Origin of the sequence: Streptomyces bacillaris, from assembly GCF_003268675.1 — a bacterium.
In the GTDB taxonomy this organism is placed as follows: Bacteria; Actinomycetota; Actinomycetes; order Streptomycetales; family Streptomycetaceae; genus Streptomyces; species Streptomyces bacillaris.
In genome coordinates this window covers 1407275-1429553 of the sequence record NZ_CP029378.1, presented here as the reverse complement: position 1 = coordinate 1429553, position 22279 = coordinate 1407275, and the positions used below count along the sequence as shown (strand labels likewise).

The window sequence follows — 22279 nt, the reverse complement described above, 5'->3', positions numbered from 1 at the left end:
CCTCGTCACAACGCGGGGAGCCCGGCCCCGGCGGAAACGCCGGGACCGGGCCGACGGCTGGTGTCCTGCACGAAGTCGATCGGCGCGTGGACGTCGTACTTGCGGTCGTTGGTGTCGGTGTGGTCGGCTCGGGTCACGACGGCGCACTCGACGGTGTCGCCGCAGATGTTGCCGCCGCCCAGGTCGGCCTTGACGTGGATCTGCACGCTGAAGGTGCCGAAGGTCGAGCTGTTGGGCAGGACACCGCCGCCGAAGTCGGAGACCCAGTGCGAGGCGCCGGTGGTGCCGGACTCGTCCTGGCCGCCGAGGCAGGGGGAGGGCTTGTTGGCGCCCTGCGCCCCGTCCACCACGCAGAGGCTGACGTAGACGCCCTGCAGGGTGTTGTAACCGCTGCCGGTGACGGTGATGTTCTGCCCGGAGGCGTTCGCCGTGTCGGGGGCGGTCAGCGACAGGTTGTAGGTGGTGCCCCCGTCGGTGATCGTGCGGGTCCCGGTCGCGGCGGCGGCGGGGGAGGAGAGGGTGAGCGCCAGGGCGGCGGCGGAGAAGAGGGCGAGGCCCGTGCGGGCGACGGTACGGGTGGAGGGGACAGCGCTCATCGGGTGAGCACCTTTCTCGGCATCGGAACCAGAACCACGGACACCCAGTCGACTTAGGTAAGGCAAACCTAAATCGAAAGAAGTTGATGTTGTCGACAAAGGAGTCCGTACGGACCGGGGAAAGTGACCGGAATCAGTCGAACTCGGCCGGAGGGAAGGCCTGTTCCGTCCAGATGGTCTTTCCGGCCGGGGTGTAGCGCGTGCCCCACCGCTGGACGAGCTGGGCGACGATGAACAGCCCGCGCCCGCCCTCGTCGTCCTCCGCGCTGTGCCGCAGATGCGGCGAGGTGTGGCCGGTGTCCGCGACCTCGCAGAGCAGCGTGCGGTCCCGGATGAGCCGCAGCCTCAGCGGCCCGCCGCCGTACCGGACCGCGTTGGTGACCAGCTCGCTGACGACCAGCTCGGTGGCGAACGACAGCTCCTCCAGCCCCCACGCGGCGAGCCGGCCGGTGGCCAGTTCGCGCGCCCGGCCCACCGTCACCGCCTCGGCGGGCAGCTCCCACTCGGCGACCTGGCTCTCGTCCAGCTGCCGGGTCCGGGCCAGCAGGAGGGCGGTGTCGTCGGCGGTCGTGGCGTCCGGCACCAGCGCGGAGACGGCCCGGTCGCACAGCTCGTCCAGGGAGGCGGCCGGGGTGCCGAGCACCCGGCCCAGCGCGTCGAGCCCCTGGTCGATGTCATGGTCCCGGGCCTCCACCAGCCCGTCCGTGAACAGCGCCAGCAGGCTCCCCACCGGCAGCTCGATCTCCATGGACTCGAAGGGCAGTCCCCCGAGCCCCAGCGGCGGCCCGGCCGGCAGGTCCGGGAAGGTCACCTGCCCGTCCGGGTGCACCACCGCGGGCGGCAGATGCCCGGCCCGCGCCATGACGCACCGCCGCGAGACCGGGTCGTAGACCGCGTACAGACAGGTCGCCCCCGTGGTCAGCTCGTCGTACGCGTCCGAGGGCGGGCCGTCGCGCGGGCCCGGCCGCTCCTCCAGCGGCTGCCCCACCAGGTCGTCCAGCCGGGTCAGCAGCTCGTCCGGGGCCATGTCCAGCTGGGCGAAGGCCCGTACGCTCGTGCGCAGCCGCCCCATGGTGGCGGCCGCCTGGAGACCGTGGCCGACCACGTCCCCGACCACCAGGCCGACCCGGGTCCCGGAGAGCGGGATCACGTCGAACCAGTCGCCGCCGACCCCCGTCACATCGTCCGAGGGCAGATAGCGGTAGGCGATGTCGACGGCCGACTGCGGCGGCACATGGTGGGGCAGCAGCTGGCGCTGGAGGGCGAGGGAGGCGGAGCGTTCCCGGGTGAAGCGGCGGGCGTTGTCGATGCAGACCGCGGCCCGGGCGGCCAGCTCGTCGGCCAGGGCGACCTCGCCGTTGTCGAAGGTGGTGGCGGGACCGTGGGCCAGCGGCCGGCCGGACACCCGGGGGCGCGGACTCCGTACGAAGGTGACGAGCCCCAGCACGCTGCCGCCGACGCGCAAGGGCACGACCAGGACGTTGTCGTCGAGCACCAGACCGCCCGAGGCCAGACTGCGGTCCTGCGGCGAACCCGGCGGATAGGCGACCGGGGGATAGCGGTCGACGGGACTCCCCGGCGCCCCCGGATGCAGCGGTTCCGCCGCGTCGGCCGCCGCCGGGTCCACGGAGTGCTCACCGACGCGCAGGAGGTCCATCGCCGCGGGACTCCCGGTGGCGGGCAGCTCCCCGCTCATCACCGTCACCCGCGCGATGTCGACCCGTACGGCGGCGGCGAACTCCGGCACGGTCACCTCCGCGATCTCCTCGGCCGTGGTGACCACGTCCAGGACCGTCCCGATCCGGCGGCCGACCTCCACCAGGAGGGCCAGGCGCTGCTGGGCGCGCTGCCGGTCGGAGATGTCGAAGGAGTCCTCGCAGACCCCGAAGACATGGCCGTGGGCGTCCTCCAACCGGTAGTAGGAGCAGGACCACAGGTGCTCGGTGCCCGGGTCGCTCGGCGGAATCCCCTGGAAGTGCAGGTCGAGGATGGGTTCGCCGGTGTCGATCACGTGGTGCATCACCGCGTCGAGCGTCGACGGATACCCGGGGGTCACGAAACGGCCCCCGGAGTACAGCTCGTCGGCCCGCATCCCCAGATACTCCGCGAGCGGCTTGCCGATCTCCCGCTCGTAGGCGGTGTTGCTCCAGGTCAGCCGGAGGTCGGTGTCGTAGATCGCCAGCCCGACGGGCGACTGGGTGGCGAGCCCCTGGAGCAGCGCGAGCCGGGACTCCCACTGCCGCAGCTCGCCCAGCTCCGCCGCGACGAGCACCCGCCCCGGCGCCCCGTCGCCCGCACCGCCGCCGTCCCCCGCACCGGCCAGCGGGCACAGGATGGTCACCACCAGCAGCTCATGGCCGTCCCGATGGCGGGCGAGGCGGATCTCATGGCCGGTGGGCGGCGGAGCGGGCCCGGGGCGCGCCGGGGGACCCGAGGGGGCCGTTGCGCCCGGTGTGGCCGGGCGGTCCGAGGCGGCCGGGAGCGTGCCGTCGGCCGGCAGGGGTACGAGGAACGCGCTCAGCGGCCGTCCGGCGGCCTCCCGCGGGCTGTAGCCGAGCAGCGCGGTGGCGGCCGGGCTCCACCCGACGACCGTGTCCCGGCCGTCCAGAACCACCGTGGCCGCCCTGCTGATGTCCAGGGGGCCACGGAAGTCGGCGGCATCCGCCGCTCTGGTCGCGCTCACCGCGCCACACCGGCCTGGTCCATGGTCTTCAGAATCCGCCCTGGCGGGGGTCGGCACAACTGCGGTACGCCCCCGCCAGGGCCGATCGAGGGGCCCGGGGCCTGCCGTCGGGCCGCCGCCTGCCGTCTGCCGCGCGACGCCCCGCGCACGCCGGAGCGTTCAGCGCACCCCGTCGGGGCGGAACTGGACGCTGATCCGGGGCCCCACCGCCCGCGCCGTCTTCGGGACCGCGTGCTCCCAGGTGCGCTGGCAGCTGCCGCCCATGACGATCAGGTCGCCGTGGCCGAGCGGCCGGCGTACGGGCACGGGCCCCGGTCGGCGGGGCCGTAGCGCCAGATGACGGGGGGCGCCCAGCGAGAGGATCGCCACCATCGTGTCCTCGGTGGAGCCCCGGCCGCCGGTGTCGCCGTGCCAGGCGACCCCGTCCCGGCCGTCCCGGTAGAGACAGAGCCCGGCCGTGGTGAACGGCTCCCCGAGCTCGGCCCCGTAGTGCGCGCCGAGCGCCGTACGGACGGTCTCCAGAGCGGGGTGCGGCAGGGGATCGCGCCGCCCGAAGAAGGCCAGCAGCCGGGGGACCGCCACCACCCGCTCGTACATGACCCGCTCCTCGGCGCGCCAGGCCACATCGCGGACCAGCGCCTCGAACAGGGCGTCGGCCCCCTGGAGCCACTGCGGGAGCACGTCGATCCAGGCGCCGTCGCCCAGCTGCTCGCGGCGCACCCCGTCCAGGGGGCGGACGGTGACCTCGTCCGCCTGGTCGAAGAGCGAGGTCTGCAGATGAAGGGCCATGGAACGAGCGTAACGCTTTTTCGCACATGTGTGCGAATGAAGGCTCCCGGGCCCTCAGCTCTCCCTGATCAGATCGGCGCACTTCTCGCCGATCATCATGGTCGTGATGCAGGGGTTGGCCGTGGTGAGCACCGGCATCACCGACGCGTCCGCCACCCGCAGCCCGGTGACCCCCTTGACCCGCAACTGCGGGTCGAGCGGCGACTCCGGGTCGTCGGCCGGACCCATCCGGACCGTCCCCGCCGGGTGGTAGACGGTGTTGTGGGTCTCGCGGATGTACGCGAACAGCTCCGCGTCCGTGGTGGCGCCCGGCCCCGGGGCCAGCTCGGTCCCCGCCCAGTCGGCCATCGCGGGCCGCGCGACGATCTCCCGCGCCAGCCGGAGCCCGTACGTCATCACCCGTACGTCGTGCTCGTCGGTGAAGTAGCGCGGATCGACCCTGGGCTTGTCCCGGAAGTCCCGGGTGCGGAGGCGGACCGTGCCCCGGGAGCGGGCGCGGGTGACGTTCGGGGTGAGGCAGAACGCGTTCTCCGACGTGGGGTAGCCGCGCCGGTAGGTGTTGAGGTCGAACGGCACCGAGCCGTAGTGGAACATCAGGTCCGGCCGGTCCAGCCCCGGTTCCGTGTCCGCGAAGATCCCGATCTCCCACCACTGGGTGGAGGCGGTGACCATGGGCCGCTTCGCCTCCCACATGATCACGCCCTCCGGGTGGTCCTGGAGGTGCGAGCCGACGCCGGGCGAGTCCACCCGGACCTCCACGCCGGTCTCCCGCAGGTGCTCGGCCGGGCCGATCCCGGAGAGCATCAGCAGCTTGGGGGAGTCGATCGCCCCGCAGGCCACGACCACCTCGCGCCGGGCGTGCACCCGGCCGCTGTGGACGGTGTCGGGCTCCAGATACTCCACTCCGGTACAGCGTTCTCCCTCGAAGAGCAGCCGTTTCGCCTGGAGCCCCGTCCGTACCTCCAGGTTGGGCCGCTTCCCCAGGACGGGATGCAGATACGAGACCGAGGCCGAGGCCCGGGTGCCGTCCTCGCGGGCGTTGATCTGGAACCAGTGCGCGCCCCTGACCACGGTGGTGCCCGCGTTGAACGGGGTGGTGGGGATGCCGGCCTCGGCACACGCCTCCAGCAGGGCCCGGCCGCACGGGTCGGCGGGCGGGACCGTGCGGATGGTGACCGGGCCGGAGCGGCCGTGGTGGTCGCCGGGCGCGTCGTTGGTCTCCAGCCGCCGGTAGAGCGGGAAGCACTCCGCCGCGCTCCACCCCGTGCATCCCAGCGCACCCCACTCGTCGAGGTCCTCGGCCGGGGCCCAGAAGGCGATGCACGAGTTGTGCGAGGAGCAGCCGCCGAGCACCTTGGCGCGGGCGTGGCGCATGAAGCTGTTGCCGTACTCCTGCGGCTCCACCGGATAGTCCCAGTCGTAACCGGACTCCAGCAGCGCCATCCACCTCTCCAGCCGCAGGATGCTGTCGTCCCCGACGTCCGACGGCCCGGCCTCCAGGACGCAGACGGTGACGTCCGGGTCCTCGCTGAGCCGGGCGGCGACGACGGCACCCGCCGTACCGCCGCCGACCACGACGTAGTCGTAGGTGGGCACAGAGCTCTCCTCGGGCATCGCGTCTCCAGGGATCCAGGGGGTGGGGTTCAGGCGCCCGGGTTCAAGGGCCGGGGTTCAGGGGCTGGACGGCGGAACGGTGGGGTCCTCCGGCTGGGACCGGTGCTCGGCGAGAACGCCCGTACGGTGGCGCTGGACGAACCAGTAGTAGGCGAAGCCGCCCAGCGCGACGACCCCGATGAACAGGAACGCGCCCCACCGCAGATACCAGTGCTGCGGCCCCGTCGCGTTGTAGACCTCGGCGCGCGGCCAGGCCAGGTTGAGGGACATCGCCGTACCCCAGAGCACCGCGAGCACGTTCACCGGCAGCCCCCGGCGGCCCAGCGAGAACGACCCCTCGCGCGGCTGCCAGGTGCCGCGCAGCCGGCGCAGCAGCATGGGCACGGTGACCATCAGATAGGCCACGTAGATCATGATGATCGCGATGCTGGTGATCACCGAGAAGATCTGCGGCTGGTTGATGTTGACCACCAGGATCACCACGCCCACCACCCCGATCGGCACGGCGGGCACGACCGGCGTCTGGAACCGGGGGGCTGACCCGCGCCAGTTTGGACCCGGCGGGCAGGTTGTTGTCCCGGGCCATGGCGAACATCAGCCGGATGCCGGCCGCTTGCACGGCGAGCACGCAGACGGTGATCGCGACGACCACCGACCAGAGGAAGATCTCCCCGACGGTCTCCCCGAGCGTCGCCAGCACCACGTACTGCAGTCCGCCCGTCGACAGCTCCTCCGCCTTCAGGTCCGGCACCGAGAGCAGCGCGAAGAGCAGGATGAAGGCGCCGATCAGGAACGAGGCGATGAGCGCCCGCAGGATGGCGCGGGGCGCGTTGCGGCCCGGGTCGTGCGACTCCTCACCGAGGGAGGAGGCGGTGTCGAATCCGTACATGACGTACGCGGAGGCCAGCGAGGCGGTGAGGAACGCGCCGAGGTAGCCGAGGTTCGTGCCGCTGCCGAGCCCGTACGTCTCCGTCAGGGCGGTGCTGGGCCCCCGGGTGATGTGGGCGCCGAGGAAGATGATCAGGGCGACGGCGGCGATCAGCTCGATGAAGACGCCCGCGGAGTTGATCCGGGCCATCAGCTTGATGCCGAACGCGTTCACCAGGGTGGAGAAGAGGATGAGCACCGTGCCGAGCAGGACGGCGTTGGCCGCCTGGTCGTTCTGCCCGCTGCCGTCCCCGACGAACTGGAACCAGCCGTCGATCTGCGGCAGCGTGATCTGGTAGGCCAGCGCCACCGCCGACAGGGTGACCATGGTGGCCGTCATCATCATCCAGCCGCCGAGCCACCCCACGTGCGGGCCGCCCATCTTCTTGGCCCGGTTGTAGACCGAACCGGCCACCGGGTAGCGGGCCGCCAGCTCGCAGAGGCACAGGGCCACCATCAGCTGCCCGCAGAAGACCATCGGCCAGGACCACCAGTAGGCGGGGCCGCCGAAGGTGACGCCGAAGCAGAAGAGCTGGAAGGTGCCGGTGAGGATCGAGATGTAGCTGATCCCGGCGGCGAAGGTGTGGAAGTTGCCGAGCGTGCGCTTGAGTTCGGGCTTGTAGCCCAGCTCCCCGAGCGCGGCGTCGTCGCGGCTGCTGTCCACCGTACGGCCCTTGGGGCCCCCGGGCCCCTTGGCGCGGCTCACTCGAACCACCGTTGCGGGACGGTGGCCACATTGCGCCAGATGTGCTTGGCCTCCTGGTACTCCGCGAGCCCCGTCGGCCCCAGCTCGCGGCCGAAACCGGACTGCTTCATACCGCCCCACTCCGCCTGCGGTACGTAGGGGTGGAAGTCGTTGATCCACACGGTCCCGGCGCGCAGTCGCGAGGCCACCCGGTGGGCGCGCCCGGCGTCCCGCGTCCAGACCGCGCCCGCCAGCCCGTACACCGTGTCGTTGGCCAGCCGCACCGCCTCGTCCTCGTCCCGGAACCGCTCCACCGTGAGGACGGGCCCGAACGACTCGTCCCGCACCACGGACATGGACGAGCGGCACTCGTCCAGCACGGTCGGCGGGTAGTAGAAGCCGTCCGCCAGCGCGGGATCACCGGGCCGCGCACCCCCGCACCGCAGTACGGCACCTTCGGCGATGCCCTCGGCCACGTACGCCTCGACCTTGTCGCGGTGGGCGGCGGAGATCAGCGGGCCGCTGCGGGCGTCCTCGTCGAAGGGCCCGCCGAGCCTGATCCGGCCCGCCCGCGCCACCAGCTCGTCCACGAACCGGTCGTGCAGCTCGTCCTGCACGAGGAGCCGCGCCCCCGCCGAGCAGACCTGCCCCGAGTGCAGGAAGACCGCCATCAGCCCGTAGTCGACGGCGGTGTCGAAGTCGGCGTCGGCGAAGACGATGTTGGGGTTCTTGCCGCCCAGCTCCAGGGCCACCTTCTTCACGGTGGGCGCGGCGGCCGCCATGATGGCCCGCCCGGTGGCCAGCCCGCCGGTGAACGACACCATGTCCACCCGCGGGTCCTCGGTGAGCGGCGCGCCCACGGCCGCCCCCGCCCCGAGCACCAGGTTGGCGACCCCCTCCGGCAGCTCGGCCTCGACGAGCAGCCCCATGAGCAGGACGGCGGTGTGCGGGGTCAGCTCGCTCGGCTTGAGCACGAACGTGTTGCCGGCCGCGAGCGCCGGGGCGACCTTCCAGGCGGTCTGGAGCAGCGGGTAGTTCCACGGGGTGATGAGCGCGCAGACGCCGACGGGCTCGTACACGATCCGGCTGTCCACGTCCGCCATTCCGGTGTCGACGACCCGGTCGGTGGACCCGGCGGAGACGAGGTTGCCGAAGTACCGGAAGCAGTTGGCGATGTCGTCCATGTCGTACGCGCTCTCCACCAGCCGCTTCCCGGTGTCCAGCGACTCCGCCCGCGCGAAGGTGTCCTTGTCGCGCTCCAGCAGCTCCGCGACCCGCAGCAGCAGCCGCCCGCGCTCGGCGGCCGACGTCCTCGGCCAGGGCCCCTCGTCGAAGGCCCGCCGGGCGGCGGCGACGGCCGCTCCGGCGTCCTCGGGCCCGCCCTCGTCGACGGTGGCGACCAGCGTGCCGTCGGCCGGACAGCGGATCTCCCGCGACCCCCCGTCGGCCGCGGCGGTCCACCGGCCGTCGATGAACAGCTCCGGCATGGCTCCTCCTGCTCCCGGCGCCCTCTGTGGCGACTCCACAACAGAGAGTAAGGGGAGTGGGGTGGGTGCGCAGCGCGGAGGGACGGAGACGGGCGGGGACGGGGACGGGGACGACCGAGCGTCGGCCCCGTCCTGCTCCTGCCGCCTAGGGCTTCTCGGGGGCGAACGAGAGCATCCGGGCCTCGCGTCGCGAGTCCTGGCCGTTGACGATCGACGGGGTGATGACGATCCGGCCGTTCACATAGGCGAGGCGCCCGGCCAGCATCCCGGACTCCGTGGCGCGGGCCGAGCGGGGATGGCGCAGCACCTGCTTCTTCGTGTCCACCCCGCCCGGGCCGAACCGGATGATGCCGCTCTCCCCGCTCGACATGCCCGATTCGTAGACGAGCGCGGACGTGCCGCTCTCCGCGCGCAGCGGGTGGAGGGTGGTCGCCTCGGACTTCACGCCCCAGACGAGCTTCCCGGTGGCGAGATCGTAGGCGCCCACCTGCTTCGTGCCCCCGACATGGACGGCCTTCTCACCCACGAGCATGCCCGGGCAGTTCTGGATGCCCTCGCCCGCGTCCCCCTGGTCGCCGCATTTCTCGAAGCCCTTCGCCCGGGCGTCGATGGTCGTACGGAGCTTGCCGCCGGGGCCGAGGGAGACGATCCGCCAGTTGCCGATGGTGTCCTGGGCGTCGAGCGAGGTGTAGACCACGGGGTCGACGGAGAGCACCTTGCCGACCTTCCAGCCCGGCTGGGTCCGGTGGCGCCAGAGCACCTTCCCGGTGCGCGGGTCGATCTCCCGGAGCTGGTCGTACGACTTCTCGCGGTCGGCGCCGATCGCGCAGTTGGCGTTCACCAGGAGCCGGGAGCCGCCCGCCACGTCGTCCGGGTAGCACTTCCCGGGGTTCTCCATGGGGATGTCGTACAGCTTGGTGCCGTCATCGACCCGGTACGCGGCGGCGGTCATGCTCTGGACGATCGCGAGGACATCGCCGCTGATGGCGGTGTGCACGATGATCGTGTCGTCCATGGACCCGGACTCGGTCAGCTCCTTGTGCCATCCGGCCCTGCCGCTCCGCAGATCGATCATCTGGAGCTGGTTGCACCGGTTCCCGCTCTTCTCCTGGCTGTTCTTGTACACCAGGACCACCTTGCCGTCGGGCGTCGGATGGACCGGTGTCTCGCAGACGGGAGCGGGCAGGGGCACGCTCCACGCCTCTGACCCGTCCGCGAGGCGGTAGGCGGTGACCTTGCGGTGCATGGCCTGGACCACGGTGTCGCCGACGATCCACAGATCGTGGAGCAGGATGCTGCGCCCCGGCAGATCGGTCGGGTCGTCGACGACCCACGCCTTCGCCTCGCCCGGCTTGCGTCCGGCGTTGATCTCCTCGGACGTCGGTATCCGCTTCGGCTCGGGGGCGGGGGCCGCGGAGACCGGGGGAGCGGTCGGGGTCTCCGGGGTGGCGGGCGTGGTCCGCTCGGCCACGGGCGCGGCGGAGCCTCCCCACCAGGTGCCGCCAGTGACGGCGTACACCCCGCCACCGGCCACCAGGAGCAGCAGGACGACGGCGGCGGCGATCACCGGCACCTTGGACGAGCGCCCGCGCCGGGGCGGCTCCACCGGAGGGCCGAAGCCCTGCGCGGCGTACGGATTGCCCGGCAACGCCCGGTGCTCCGGGGGCAGTTCCCAGGGATGAGGCCGACGAGGCATCAGCCCGCCTGGGAGGCGACGCGTTCGCCGGACGGCTCCGCGACGACGATCTGGAGGTGCGGCGGCGCGTACTTGCGCACCTTGCGGACCATCTTGTCCAGGTCGAACTTCCCCCGGGGAACCGCGACATGGAACGGTGCGGGCATGGCCGGGTGGTGCGGCGCGAGGGTCGGGTCCGCCGGCGGGGTCGCGCCGGACCGCAGCCGGGCACCGATCAGTGCGTGCTCCGCGTCGGGGGTGGCCACGACGAACTCGGTGACGTCCTGCCACGGCAGCAGCGCCTGCCCGAACCGGACACCGGCCGCGTCGAACTGGAAGGCAGTACGCCGGTTCTCGTACCAGGAGATGATGAAGGGGATCGCCAGGACGATGACCGTGCCGCCCCGCATCTCGAGGGCCCAGCCGAGCAGCAGGGCCAGGGCGACGATGCCCACGATCAGCCCCCACAGCCCCGCCTGGTCCTTGGCGGAGAACGGATACGTGACGCGGTAGCGCTCCCATCGCGCACCGCGGCGGGCGGGCCCCGCACCGGGGGTGCGATTGGCGTGTGACATGGCTTTTTCCTTTCCTTCACCGGCCCGCCCACCCACGCTCACCAGGTGTTCGGGCCGGCGCCCCGAACGGCGCCGACACCGGCGCAACCTGGCAGACTCTGTCGCGACGCGCTGAAACGCCGATGAAATTCCGCTGAAGCGGCGGACGCGGCACGGGGGATGCGGGGGCGGACGTGGATGCGGACGGGGACGTGTGGCGGACTCCGGCAACCTTGGCATGGGCATGAGCGCAGAGGGTCCCGACGAGGCGCGGACGGACGGGCGGGTACGGATCGAACTGCTCGGACCGGTCGGCGCCCGGCGCGGCACGGCACCGCTCGCGCTCGGACCGGTACGGCGGCAGGCGGTGCTCGCCGCCCTGATCCTGCGGGCGCCCGCACTGGTGACGTACCGTCAATTGCTGGACGACGTATGGGGGTTGGAGACCCCCGGCACGGGCCACAAGGTCCTCTCCAGCTATGTCTACTCGCTGCGCAGGGCGCTGGACGAGCCGGGCGCCGGGGCGGCCCGTTCGGTGATCCGCGGCGGGCGCGGCGGCTACCGCTTCGAACCCGGTGCGGCCCGCACCGACCTCGCGGACCTCGCCGAACAGGCCGCCCGCGCCCACCGGGCCAAGACCGCGGGCGACCTCGAAGCGGCACTGGCCCACGCCGACCGGGCCCAGGAGCTGTTCCGGGGCGAGCCGCTGCCCGGCCTGCCCGGCCCGCTCGCCGCCACCGAGCGCGAGCGCCTCGCCCGGCAGCGACGCACACTGCACCAGGACAGGGCGGAGTGCCTGGTCCTGCTCGGGCGCCACGCCGATGCCCTGGACGCCCTGATGGCGGCACCGCTGTCCCACCCGCACGACGAACCGCTCGCGGGCCTGCGGATGCGCGCGCTGTACGGCACCGGACGCCAGGCCGAGGCGCTGGCCCATTACCAGGAGATGCGGCACCGGCTCCTGGAGGAGCTGGGCATGGAGCCCGGCGAGGACCTGCGCCAGGTGCACCAGGCGGTGCTGCGCCGGGACGACGAGAGGCTGCTGGGCCGCCGCCGGGCCCACGCGGCTCACCCGGCCACCCCCGCCCGCGCGGCGGAACCGTCCACGACGGACACGCCGCCCCCTGAGGTTCCCGCCCGGCCCCACCCCACACCCCGAGGGACCCACCCCCGCCGGAACGACCTCCCCGGTGACACGGCGTGTCTGGTCGGCCGCGAGGAGGAGCTCGCCCTGCTCACGGCCCCGGTCTCCCCGGAGGGGGTCTCCGTGGTGGCGGTCGACGGCACGGCGGGCGTCGGGAAGTCCGCCCTGGTGGTACGGGCCGCCAGGGCGCTCGCCGACGCCTACCCCGACGGCTGCCTCTACGTGGACCTGCACACGCACGGCGCCGCCCACGAGAGCGTCGGCCCGCAGCGCGCCCTGCGCCGGCTGCTGCGCGCGGTCCGGGGCAGCGGCGACGAGATCCCGGACGACCTGGACGAGATGGCGGACCTGGTCGCGGCCTGGCGTACGGCCACCAGCGCGCTCAGGCTGCTCCTGGTCGTCGACGACGCGGACAGCGCCGCCCAGGTGCGCCCGCTCCTGCCCGCCGGACCGGGCAGCCGGGTCCTGGTGGCGGGCCGGCGGCGGCTGCTCGGCCTCGACGCCGATCTGCGGCTCACCGTGGAGCCGCTGGAGACGGACGACGCGGTCGGGCTGCTCCGGGACCTGATCGGGCGGTCCCGGGCGGACCGCGAACCCGAGGAGGCGGCCGAGCTGGCCCGGCGCTGCGGCGGTCTGCCCCTGGCCCTGCGCATCGCGAGCGCGCGGCTGCAGAACCGCCCGTCCTGGACCCTGGCCTTCCTGGCCGGACGGATGTCCGACGACCTGCGGAGCCTCGGTGAGCTGCGGGCGGGGGACCGCAGCGTGGAGGCGGCCTTCCGGATGTCGTACGACCAACTCACCCCCGAACTGCAACGCGGATTCCGGGCGCTGGGGCTGGCCCCGACCGCACGCTTCGACGCCCTCACCCTCGCGGCCATGCTGGGGGCGCCCAGGGAGGAGGCCGAGGACGTCCTGGAGGACTTGGTCGACGCGAGCCTGCTCCAGCAGCCGCACCCCAGGCGATACCAGTTGCACGACCTCGTACGGGCCCACGCGAGGCGCCTGGCCGCCGGGGTGCCCGAGGAGGCCGCCGCCGACCGCACCGCCGTCCTGGACCTCTACGTGGCCGCGGGCCGTGCCGCCGGCGACTGGGGCCCGGGCGGCTTCCCGGCCGATGCCCGCACGTCCGGCCCGCCCCCCTTCGCGGGCTGGCGGGAAGCCGCTGCCTGGCTGAAGGCGGCGGGCGGGGAGCTGGTGGACGTGGTGGCCTACGCGGCCGCCACCGGCCGGTACGACCACGCCTGCTGGATCGCCGAGGCGCTGGTCGACCACCTGGTCCACCAGGGCCGGTACCCCGACTGCCGGGCCGTCCTGGAGTCGGCACTGTCCTGCGCCGACCTGGCCACCGACCGGCGGATGGCCTCCTCGCTGCGCAGCTGTCTGGGCATGGTCGACATCTACCAGGGGCGGTTCCCCGAGGCGCACACCTGGTTCACCGAGGCGCTGGACCTCGGCCGAGCCCGGGGCGACCTGCGGGAGCAGGCCCGGGCGGCGGCCGGCCTGGGCGCCGCCGAGTGGATCCTGGGCGAGGTCGGGAGCGCCGTCGCCCATCTGGACGAGGCGGTGGAGCTGGCGCCCCGGACCGGCGACGACTGGCTGAGTGTGATCGCGCGCTGCAACCTGGGCGCGATCCACTCCCAACAGGGCCGACACCAAGAGGCACTTGACCATGCGTCGGCCGCCGTCGCCACCGCCGAGAGAAGCGGCCGCCCCCGGGTGATCAGCAACGCCCTGTGCTTCACCGCCGATACCCTGCTCGCCCTGGACCGCCACACGGAGGCAACGGAGTTGCTGCAGCGCGCGGTGCAACTGACCAGTGAGGCAGAGGACTTGGTCCTGTACGCGGCGAGCCTCTCCCGCCTCGCCACCGTGGCACACCTCCAGGGCAGCCTGCACTCAGCCGTCGACATCCACCTCAAGGCCCTCTCCACGCTCACCCCGAGCGCGAGCACCTGGCTGGAGATGGAGATACGCGTCCGCCTCGGCACCACCTACGCGGCAGCGGGCCGCCCCACCGAGGCCCGCCACGAGTTCGAGAAGGCCCTCACCCTGCCCGCCGCCGCCGACCACCCCCGCCAGTACGGCCGGGCCCACGAGGGCCTGCGAGCGCTGGACGCCGCCGGGGAGCCCTCGCCCTGACGGCCGGAGCAGCCGATCCCCGAGGTCTCCTCGGCCTGCCTGGGGCCCGCTCCCAGCCGGCCCCAGGCAGGCCACGGCCTCAGAGCGCGCGACGACTTCGGCCCGCTCGTCGGGGAAGACGTAAATCCGCGAGGCATGCGCCCAAACCTCACCACTGTCCTGTCGGCAGCCGGACTCGAGTTTCTCGAACCCCCGGGGCGCAACGGCCCCTCCGGGCCGCGAACCCAGGATCCCGTACGACGCCAACTCCCGGCCAGCAGTGAACACGCTCCACGTCCGTAGCCGCTTCGACCCCGAGTACTTTCCTCGCCCCGCCGACCGGACGCTGCTCGTGGCCCCCGGGTCACTGGTCGGTGCTTACCTCCGTCGCGGAGTCGTCGGTGCTGTCCTCGTGCGGCAGGACGTATTGCGTGGTCTTCATCGCCAGGTGGAGCGGTAGCGGGAGCCTCAACGTCACGTTGTAGTCGGGGGCGCGTCGCAGTTGGTGGGTCACGGCGGCCCAGGCCCCGGGTTTCGCTGTCCCCACCTCCGGCACAGCGAGAACTGCGATCTCCAGCGCCGTCGGGTTCCACGCGTTGGTCCCCGTGTCGATGACCGGCTCCGGCTCCGTGTCCTCGTCGCCCTCCTTCCGCTTCTTTCTCACAGGGATTCGGGTTGCGATCTTCGAGGCGGTCTTCACTGCGTGCTTCGCCGTGTGGGGTTTCTCGCCGGTGCTGTAGTACACGCGGTGGTCGTCGGCGGCATCCGGGCGATGCCAGAGGCCGCTTGCGAAGCCGTGGTCGTGGGAGTCGTCGTCAGGCGCGAACCACTGAGGAGTTTCATCGGACATGTGGTCGCGCACCCTCACATGGCACAGGTTCTCGCCATACAGGGTGATGGGCTGCGCCGGGTTGGGCCCGAACTGAAGGGCGTCGGCGCTCAGGTGCCCGTTGGTCAGCCACGGCCAGTGCAGACGGGAGTTCTGCGCGTGGGAGAGGAGCAGGACGCGCCGGTCGCGCAGGCTGTAGAGCATTGCCCGTAGGAACTGAGCCGTCTCGGCCCGCTGATCCTCCAGGTCAGGAACCCATGTCGTGGAGGGCTCCTGCTCGCCGTTCGCCTCCTCGACAGCAGATCCCGTCGTGTCCTCGTTCTCCTCTCCGGCTTCGTCGGCGTTCGCATCGTCGTCATCGTCGAACCGCTCGTACTCTCCCGGGAGCTCGGCGTGACGGGCGAGAGAGAGCAGCAGTTCCCGATAGGGAATCCAGTCCCCGCTCTGCGGGTCCCAGCCCGTGACCGAGCCGTCGGCAGGGTTCACCCGGACGGCGACGGGAGCGGTCCGGCGTGTGAGAGTCGGCCCGTCGGCACGGCGTTTGACCATCCACAGTGCGACGTACTCCAGGTCGTCGGGCAGTCCGTCCACACTGTGCTCCGGAACGGTGCACACTCCCAGCTGGCGAAGAACGTGCGACCAGGTCTGCCGGGCCCGGTGGGAGATGTTCTTCTTGGTGGCGGTGCCCCATTTCGAGCTCGGCACGGTGATGAACTTCGTCAGTCGTCCGGCGTCGGCGTAGCCGAGGCGTGCGGCGAACTTTGGGTCGACGATGTCGGGTCGGTAGGACTTCGGGTGGCCGATCTCGATCACGACCGCCTGGACGTCCGGGCGTCCGTCACGCTCGCACAGGTCCGCGATTTCCCGCCGTCGGGTGCCGATCGCTGCGGGGAGGTTCTTGCGCTGGGGCCGAGCGCCGGGGAAGCCGAGTCGGGCGGCGACGAAGTCGGCATCTTCCAGGTACAGGCGCACCGTCAGCTCCGGTGTCGTCCAGGAACGCTCGGAATCGGTCCCACCCTCTCCTTCCAGGCCCAGGAGATCCGCCAGCTGCTCGACCAGGGCGTCACGGGTGTGAGGGTTCTGCCAGCGCGCCTCGGCGACCAGGGGCGCGCCGCCGAGGACCCGAGCCAGGGCGACGCGCCGGTCACGCTGCCGCTCGCGCTCGTACGCGGCCTTCTTCAGAGCCTGTTCCTCCTTCGTCTTGGCCGTGGGCGTCCTGGGCAGGTTGCGTGGGACGAGGGCATGGTGGCTGCGGGTGAAGTCATGGAGCCGTGTCAGGTACGGGGTGAATGCCTCGGCCGCCCAGTCGGTGAGCGGGGAACGGTCGCGCGGCATGAGACCGGTTCCGACGCCGTGACCGCCCATCGATGTGGCATGCACGACACCGATCTCGATGCCACCCTTCCCCGCGATCCAGGTGTCGGGATTCTCCTGCACCGTCGAGGCGTCGGGAAGTTCGCGGGAGAAGCGGAGACGACCGAGCATGCCCTCCGGACCGCCGCGCACCCACTCGGGCAGGGTGGTGCTCCGGTCGGTGGCCAGTCGGCTCACCGCGAGCCGAGCGGTCCCTGACGCCTGCGCCAGCCAGGGCTCCCGCGCGAGCAGATACGCCGAGACGGACCGCCGGTAGGGAATCGGAACGGGGCCGCCGGTGCGCCAGCGGCGTACCCCCGTGCGGATGTGGAGGCGGAAGTTGTCGGCGAAAGGCACGGTCTGCACGGTGAGTGCGATGACGAACGAGAACTTCCACTGCGCTCCGTCATCGTCCTGGTGGTCACGTGGCGGCCAGGACACGAGTTCCGCGCCGCGTGCGGTCGCGGCAATACGGAACTCCATCTCGATGCCCTCGAAGCGGTACGGGGCCAGCTTCGTGATTCTCCGGGCGAGGGCGTCCGGCAGGAGCTGGTAGACCAGCGGGTCCGGTTCGAACGTGCCGCCGGGTGAGGTGTGGCCGGCCAAGAGGTTCACTTCGTGCGGCTGCCAACTCAGCCCGGCCACGTCCAGGGAGGCGCTGAGTTCGATGGCCTTCTCCGTGATCTCCGGATGTTTCGCGCGTGCGCGCGGAGAGTGGAGGTCACGGATCCAGGCGTGGATCAGCTGACGCATGACGGAGACGGGCAGTGGCTTGTACGCGTACAGCCAGGGGGCGTCGTCGTTGAGTGTGGCACTGCGCGCCACACTCAGGAGGTCGGGTGCCACCGCACGGAGGACTTCGTTCAGGCGGCGGATCGGGACCTGGCTGATCTTGTCCGGCTCCCGTTTGCCGATCCGGTAGAAGTCCAGCACTTCCTGCCGCCAGGCGGCAGGGAAGGCCAGGCCGTGCGGTCGGCGGACGAACTCCATCCCGTGGACGCGTTCGAACGCCGCGAGTCTGACCGTGGAGTAGGAGGGCATGTACGGGATCCCTTCGTGTTCTCGGGTTGCGGTCGCCGTGCGGCTCAGCCGATCGGGTCCGGGGCGGACGGGACGATGTCCGTGAGCGCTGTGTACAGGGGCTCGTACAGGGCCTTGACGAGGGCACGGTCGAGGGGGGTGACCGGCGAGCCGTCCGGCGTCGGCGCGTTGTCCGGCGACGGCGTGAGGTAGGGGTCCAGTACGTGTCGCATGGCGAGCAGAAGACTTGTCCGCCAGGTGTCCGGCACCGATTTTCCGGCCGCTGCGCGGGTGGCGAACGGTGCGTCCACGAATACGACGCGGGCGGGGACACCGCCGCGTACGAGCCTGCCGATGACCTGCCAGATGACGACCAGCTGGTCCCAGGTGAACGAGACCTTTTCGTCATCGCTCAGCCGACTCCAGGCCAGAGGATGGTTGAGGAGGTGCCGCCAGTGCACGCGGGCCCGGGTTCGGAATTCCGCGCCGGCCTCGTCCAGGCTCGGCTGCGCGCGAACGAACGCGTCGAAAGTGCCGTCCCGTTGCATGCGCGCGGCCCAGTCGTTCACGGCCTGCACGGCCAGGCCGATGTCGTCGGGGCGGGGGTGGGGGCGGGCGAGGAAGAACACCGAGCCGATGGCGGCTACACCCCGGTTGAGGATGTTGTGGCCGCGTTCGATGGCGAGCAGAGGTGCTAGGAGGATCTCCGTGCCAGTCGAGGCGAAGTTCGCCACGTCACCGCGGCGCAGGGCCACGACCGGGCCACCGTCGAGATCCGGTTCCGGGCCGGAGTGCCATTCGTGGTCCTGTTCCGCGTCATCGGAGACCAGGCGGCACACCTTTCCGGCCCAGCGTGGGATGCGGTTGAGAATGTCCGCAGCGCGGCGTGCCTCGTCGTAGGAGCCGGTCAGGACGAGGAGCCGAGCGCGCCGCTCGTCGTTCACGGCAGCCAGTTCCTGCTCGAACACACTGGGTTTGCCGTCGACAGAGCGTCGGGCCAGCCCGTCCAGCATGTGCTCCAGGACGACGGGGCGCAGGTGGGGTTTGGCGCCCGACAGCTTGAGAGGGCTGCCGTCAGGACCGGCCAGGAATCGGGTGGTGAACACCGTCCTGTTGATGGCCGCTCGCTCCGCCGACGGGGGCTTGAGCAGCGCTCCGACTTCGGTGAGCACGTGGTAGCGCGTGGACCGGCCGGCCCAGCTGGTGCCCGACATGAGCAGCACATTCGGGCCGGGAAGCCCATCGGCAGCGCTCAGGTCCGGCAGTTGCAGGAGCAGTTCGCGGCCATTTCCCGCGCAGCGGAAGAAGCGCAGTTCGCCACTGGGCAGCTGTCCCAGGTTCGCGTCCTCGGACAGGAACTGGAAGCCGAGGATGTTACCCATGGGGGATTCGGGGACCAGCGGCCGGTAGTCCTCGGGCGGACGGCGGGACAGTACGTTGCTCGACGCCTCGAATTTGAGGGCGGCCTCGACCCTGGGCCACATCTCCGTCAGCAGGTCGAGCCGTGTGTGCAGTGCCGACAGGAGGAGGGTGAACTCGAAGCGCAGGACCTGCTCCGAGAGGCCGCTCCGTGCCTCGGACACGGCGTCGCCCGCCAGCGCGAGCAGCTCCCGCTCGACGAGGCGGCGGGCGTTGCGGGGGCGCATCGTCTGCAGCAGCTGACGGGTGAGCCGTACCAGTCCGTCGACCCGGGGGTCGAGGTGTTCTCTGTCGCCGAGCGGGTCGTCACGGAATGCGTCGAGGACGGCCACGATGCCGTCGCGGCGGGAATCACCTGTGGGACCCGTCGCTTCCGGCTCCCGAGTTCCGGGCGCTTGCGCCTCGTCGTCCTCGTCGGTGATCCGCCCGATGTCCTCGTCCCACTCAGGAGCGGGGAGGTCGGGGGCGTCGGCCGCGTCGCCGGGCGCGTCGGGCGGGCTGCCGAACCACTCCACGACCAGCTTGTACTGAAGGGTCCACGAGCTGAAGTAGTCGTCCTCGACCCATTTGCGCAGGTGTCTGTGGCGCAACAGCATGTGGTAAATGCGGTCGGCGGCGACGGTGACTGTGTGCAGGGCCGCGGTCCATTGCATGACGGTGGAGTCGGACAGCTGGATGCGTCCGCCCCGGGCCAGTTCGTCGATCTTGTGCTGATGGATCTCGTCGAGCCATGAGTTGGGCGCGCGTCCGGTGAGCACAGCGGCGGGCGCGAACATGGTGTCCAGCTGCATCTGCACGCGGTCGGCCTCATCCACGATGACCAAGTCGCTGCGCATACAGGCGAGTTCGAGGAAGCGGATGCGTTCCTCGTTCTGGTGGGCCGGAACCGCGCTGTGTACCAGAGCGGCGGGGGTGGCGACCCAGATGTCTGCAGTGACGAGCTCGCGGGCGCCGTGATGGCGCGGGCACCGGTGCCACAGAGGACAGCCGTGGCGTCTGCGCAGGTTCGGGGCCTGACCTCCTTCGGGCCCGTCGACGCCGAGGGCGGTCAGCGGACGCCGGGCCGGACGATGCTTCGGTGGGAAGAGCTGCGTGCAGGGCGCGGCTGAGTAGGCGAGCGGCTCCGCGGCCTCGACTCCGCGCAGGGCGTCGAGCGGGCACGCGGTGCTGAGGTAGTCGAAGCTCAGTGCGTCGTGGGTGAGTACGGAGGTCCCGTCGTCCTGTGCGGCAAGGCGACGATGAGTGCGCTGCAGGTGCTGCTCCCGTGTGGTCGCCCCCAGCAGGGGAGCGGCCCGGAGGCCGAGCGCGGTGAACAGGGACACCAGATGCAGGGCCTCGGCGACATCGCCCACGACCAAGGTGACCCGTTTGCCGTGGGTGGCTGCCCAGACCGCGAGGATGTCGCGCAGGGTGCTCTTGCCTGCTCCGACCATGCCGAGCAGATGCAGCATCCGGTCGATCCGCAGCGTTTCCCGCTCCGGCGCGAAGTCGCCCGATTCGGGCTCGCGAACGAACAGTTCGACCCTCTCCAGCCTGCGTCGCCAGTCGCCGCCGTCAGGGGCGTCGGGCCCGCGCAGCTGATCCTCCATCCACGCTGCGATCGTGACCAGTTCGTCCCAGGGCACCTCCACCGGCTTACCCTCGGCAGCGGCCGCCTGCCCGAGGACATGGGGCGGGGTCTCCTCGGCCGGCAGCTCATCGGGCAGTACGACCGAGGTCCATGTGCGGTCCTCGAAGAAGCGCCACCCACCGGGCTCGGCCAACGGCAGCGTCCGAGTCCGATACGGCGGCGCGGCGGCCAGCGCCCCCGCGTAGGTGGCCCACCGGGCGTGAGCGACCGACACACCCCGGCGCCGGGGCGTGTCCTCCCTGCTGTCGAGGTGATATCCGCGCAGTTCCGGCGACAGCGCCAGATAGGTGTCGAGAGACTGGACCCAGACGCGGCGTCGCCGCAAGGGCCACAGCAGGTGGCGGCCGATGCGCAGCATGCGCTGCTGCTCGGGCGTGCGGGCATGGCCGAGTGCGGAGGCGAAGGGGTATCCGCCGTACAGGGTCCAGCCCGCTTGCGCGGGGTGTCCCGGCAGCAGCTGTTCCACCAGGTAGAGGCCGAGTTCGACTTCGCACAGGCGGGATGCCGCGAGCTCCGGCTCGGGATCGTCCGCGAAGTACGGAAGAAGCTCCGCGATGAGGTCGCCGCGCCACTGTTCCCGGTCACGCATGGCCGTCCTCCGGTCGGTTGCCGCTGAAGGGTCGGGGCTGGGCGTCGGAGAGCGCGGCCCGGACCCTCGCCATGAACTGCCGTTGGCTGAGTACGGTCGTACGACTCCGCACGTCGGTGGTCAGGAACCGGCGGACGACAGCCACGTAGTCGTGGCGCAGGGCTGTCCGGTGGTAGGGAACGACAAGAAACGCCTGGTCGTACGGTGGGTCGATCGGCAGGGGCGTGGCATTGCGTCCGAGCAGCGCCGGGTTCGCCCAGTCCTTGACGTCTACGGCCCACACCCGTCCGTCGGGCAGCGTGACCCTCAGGTCGTACGCGTCGTAGTTCGGCCACAGTTCAGGGACGAGGCCAAGACGTGAGAGGGCCCGCTCAAGGCGGAGTTCAGCGACACCGGGGGCCGTGACGAACAGGCGCAGCGGCCTGGTGAGCAGCAGCACTCCACCACCCTCGGCCTCGTCGTACGCGGGGCCTGCGAGGGCATCCCCCCTGTGCCGGCAGCGCGCGTTCTCGCACCACCAGCCGTCGTCGCGCATCGGCGCGAGCAGGGTGCGGCAGCGCCGGCACGAGGTGAACCGGCCGCCGCGCGTCCATCCGACGGGGGCCGGGAGGTAGATCCGCTCCAGGAGTCCGTCCAGAGGGGTGAAGACCGGTTCGAGCGCGATCTCACCGGCTCTGTCCCGGGTGAGTACCGGATGTTCGACGAGCAGACGCCGGAAGGCGACATAGCTGGCGGGGGCATTCGCGAGGCGGCAGCGGTCCATGGCCAGGCCGATCAGGGCGCGATCGATCTGTTCGGTCGCGGAGTCGGGCCGGTCGACGGCCCACTCGTAGCACAGGTCCGTGGGCACGCACGCGTCCTCGTCGATCAGCCGGTCCTCCGGGCCTGCCAGATCCTCGGGAAGGTCGAGCGGCCACTCCGTCACCGGCCTTCGTCGGCACCAGACGAGCAGGTCGCTCACGCTCAGGGGCGGGTCGGCCCCGCGGAGGAGGCAGGCCAGAGCAGTGCGGTCGAGGGCCCGTTGGGCCTCGGGCGGATACGGGAGGGTGAAGGCACCGAGATCGGACAGGGCGTCCAGGTCGAGGACGGCGGTCGCCACGGTGCGCAGCAGGGTCAGCCCCTGGTGCGGGGCGAGAGCGGAGTCGGTGGTCGGCACGGTGGTCCGTT

Annotated in this window: 11 protein-coding genes and 1 pseudogene; 1 reads left to right on the top strand and 11 read right to left on the bottom strand. The window is 71.7% G+C overall.

What is annotated here, in order from left to right:
* Positions 1–5: 5 nt before the first annotated feature.
* The 8 genes and pseudogenes from DJ476_RS05855 to DJ476_RS05820 all read right to left on the bottom strand — a co-directional run bounded on the left by DJ476_RS05855 (position 6) and on the right by DJ476_RS05820 (position 11031).
* A complete protein-coding gene (locus DJ476_RS05855) occupies positions 6–596 on the bottom strand; it encodes a hypothetical protein (protein WP_318294392.1) in 591 nt (196 codons plus the stop codon).
* Between the two features lie 133 nt (positions 597–729).
* Positions 730–3279, bottom strand: a complete 2550-nt coding sequence (locus DJ476_RS05850) for a SpoIIE family protein phosphatase (protein WP_112490017.1) — start codon at positions 3277–3279, stop codon at positions 730–732.
* 159 nt (positions 3280–3438) lie between these two features.
* The gene (locus DJ476_RS05845; protein WP_103419529.1) at positions 3439–4068 is read right to left on the bottom strand and encodes an alpha-ketoglutarate-dependent dioxygenase AlkB; all 630 of its coding nucleotides are present in this window, start codon (positions 4066–4068) and stop codon (positions 3439–3441) included.
* 54 nt (positions 4069–4122) lie between these two features.
* Complete coding sequence (locus DJ476_RS05840; protein WP_112490016.1) at positions 4123–5682, bottom strand: GMC family oxidoreductase; 1560 nt, start codon at positions 5680–5682, stop codon at positions 4123–4125.
* 57 nt (positions 5683–5739) lie between these two features.
* A pseudogene (locus DJ476_RS05835) lies at positions 5740–7315 on the bottom strand (APC family permease).
* Entirely contained in the window at positions 7312–8781 is a 1470-nt protein-coding gene (locus DJ476_RS05830) for an aldehyde dehydrogenase family protein (protein WP_103419527.1), read from the bottom strand. Before DJ476_RS05830 ends, DJ476_RS05835 begins: the two are co-directional and overlap by 4 nt.
* A 145-nt stretch (positions 8782–8926) precedes the next feature.
* The gene (locus DJ476_RS05825) at positions 8927–10477 is read right to left on the bottom strand and encodes an outer membrane protein assembly factor BamB family protein (RefSeq protein WP_103419526.1); all 1551 of its coding nucleotides are present in this window, start codon (positions 10475–10477) and stop codon (positions 8927–8929) included.
* A complete protein-coding gene (locus DJ476_RS05820) occupies positions 10477–11031 on the bottom strand; it encodes a hypothetical protein (protein WP_318294391.1) in 555 nt (184 codons plus the stop codon). The genes DJ476_RS05825 and DJ476_RS05820 overlap by 1 nt, the downstream gene beginning before the upstream one ends.
* Positions 11032–11254: 223 nt before the next feature.
* On the opposite strand from DJ476_RS05820, the gene DJ476_RS05815 reads away from it, so the two are divergent.
* On the top strand, positions 11255–14293 hold the full coding sequence (locus DJ476_RS05815) for an AfsR/SARP family transcriptional regulator (RefSeq protein WP_318294390.1): 3039 nt from the start codon (positions 11255–11257) through the stop codon (positions 14291–14293).
* 343 nt (positions 14294–14636) lie between these two features.
* On the opposite strand, the gene DJ476_RS05810 is transcribed toward DJ476_RS05815, so the two are convergent.
* The 3 genes from DJ476_RS05810 to DJ476_RS05800 all read right to left on the bottom strand — a co-directional run bounded on the left by DJ476_RS05810 (position 14637) and on the right by DJ476_RS05800 (position 22268).
* Positions 14637–17444, bottom strand: coding sequence for a pPIWI_RE module domain-containing protein (locus DJ476_RS05810; protein WP_318294872.1), 2808 nt, complete (start codon positions 17442–17444; stop codon positions 14637–14639).
* 95 nt (positions 17445–17539) lie between these two features.
* The gene (locus DJ476_RS05805) at positions 17540–21112 is read right to left on the bottom strand and encodes a pPIWI_RE_Z domain-containing protein (RefSeq protein ID WP_112490013.1); all 3573 of its coding nucleotides are present in this window, start codon (positions 21110–21112) and stop codon (positions 17540–17542) included.
* Positions 21105–22268, bottom strand: a complete 1164-nt coding sequence (locus tag DJ476_RS05800) for a pPIWI_RE_Y domain-containing protein (protein WP_146066231.1) — start codon at positions 22266–22268, stop codon at positions 21105–21107. Before DJ476_RS05800 ends, DJ476_RS05805 begins: the two co-directional genes overlap by 8 nt.
* Between the last annotated feature and the right edge of the window lie 11 nt (positions 22269–22279).

Excerpts from the sequence above, each read along its gene's own strand:
- DJ476_RS05855 (WP_318294392.1), bottom strand. The coding sequence starts at position 596 with ATGAGCGCTGTCCCCTCCACCCGTACCGTCGCCCGCACGGGCCTCGCC.
- DJ476_RS05845 (WP_103419529.1), bottom strand. The coding sequence starts at position 4,068 with ATGGCCCTTCATCTGCAGACCTCGCTCTTCGACCAGGCGGACGAGGTC.
- DJ476_RS05840 (WP_112490016.1), bottom strand. The coding sequence starts at position 5,682 with ATGCCCGAGGAGAGCTCTGTGCCCACCTACGACTACGTCGTGGTCGGC.
- DJ476_RS05830 (WP_103419527.1), bottom strand. The coding sequence starts at position 8,781 with ATGCCGGAGCTGTTCATCGACGGCCGGTGGACCGCCGCGGCCGACGGG.
- DJ476_RS05825 (WP_103419526.1), bottom strand. The coding sequence starts at position 10,477 with ATGCCTCGTCGGCCTCATCCCTGGGAACTGCCCCCGGAGCACCGGGCG.
- DJ476_RS05820 (WP_318294391.1), bottom strand. The coding sequence starts at position 11,031 with ATGTCACACGCCAATCGCACCCCCGGTGCGGGGCCCGCCCGCCGCGGT.
- DJ476_RS05815 (WP_318294390.1), top strand. The coding sequence starts at position 11,255 with ATGAGCGCAGAGGGTCCCGACGAGGCGCGGACGGACGGGCGGGTACGG.
- DJ476_RS05810 (WP_318294872.1), bottom strand. The coding sequence starts at position 17,444 with ATGGAGTTCGTCCGCCGACCGCACGGCCTGGCCTTCCCTGCCGCCTGG.
- DJ476_RS05805 (WP_112490013.1), bottom strand. The coding sequence starts at position 21,112 with ATGCGTGACCGGGAACAGTGGCGCGGCGACCTCATCGCGGAGCTTCTT.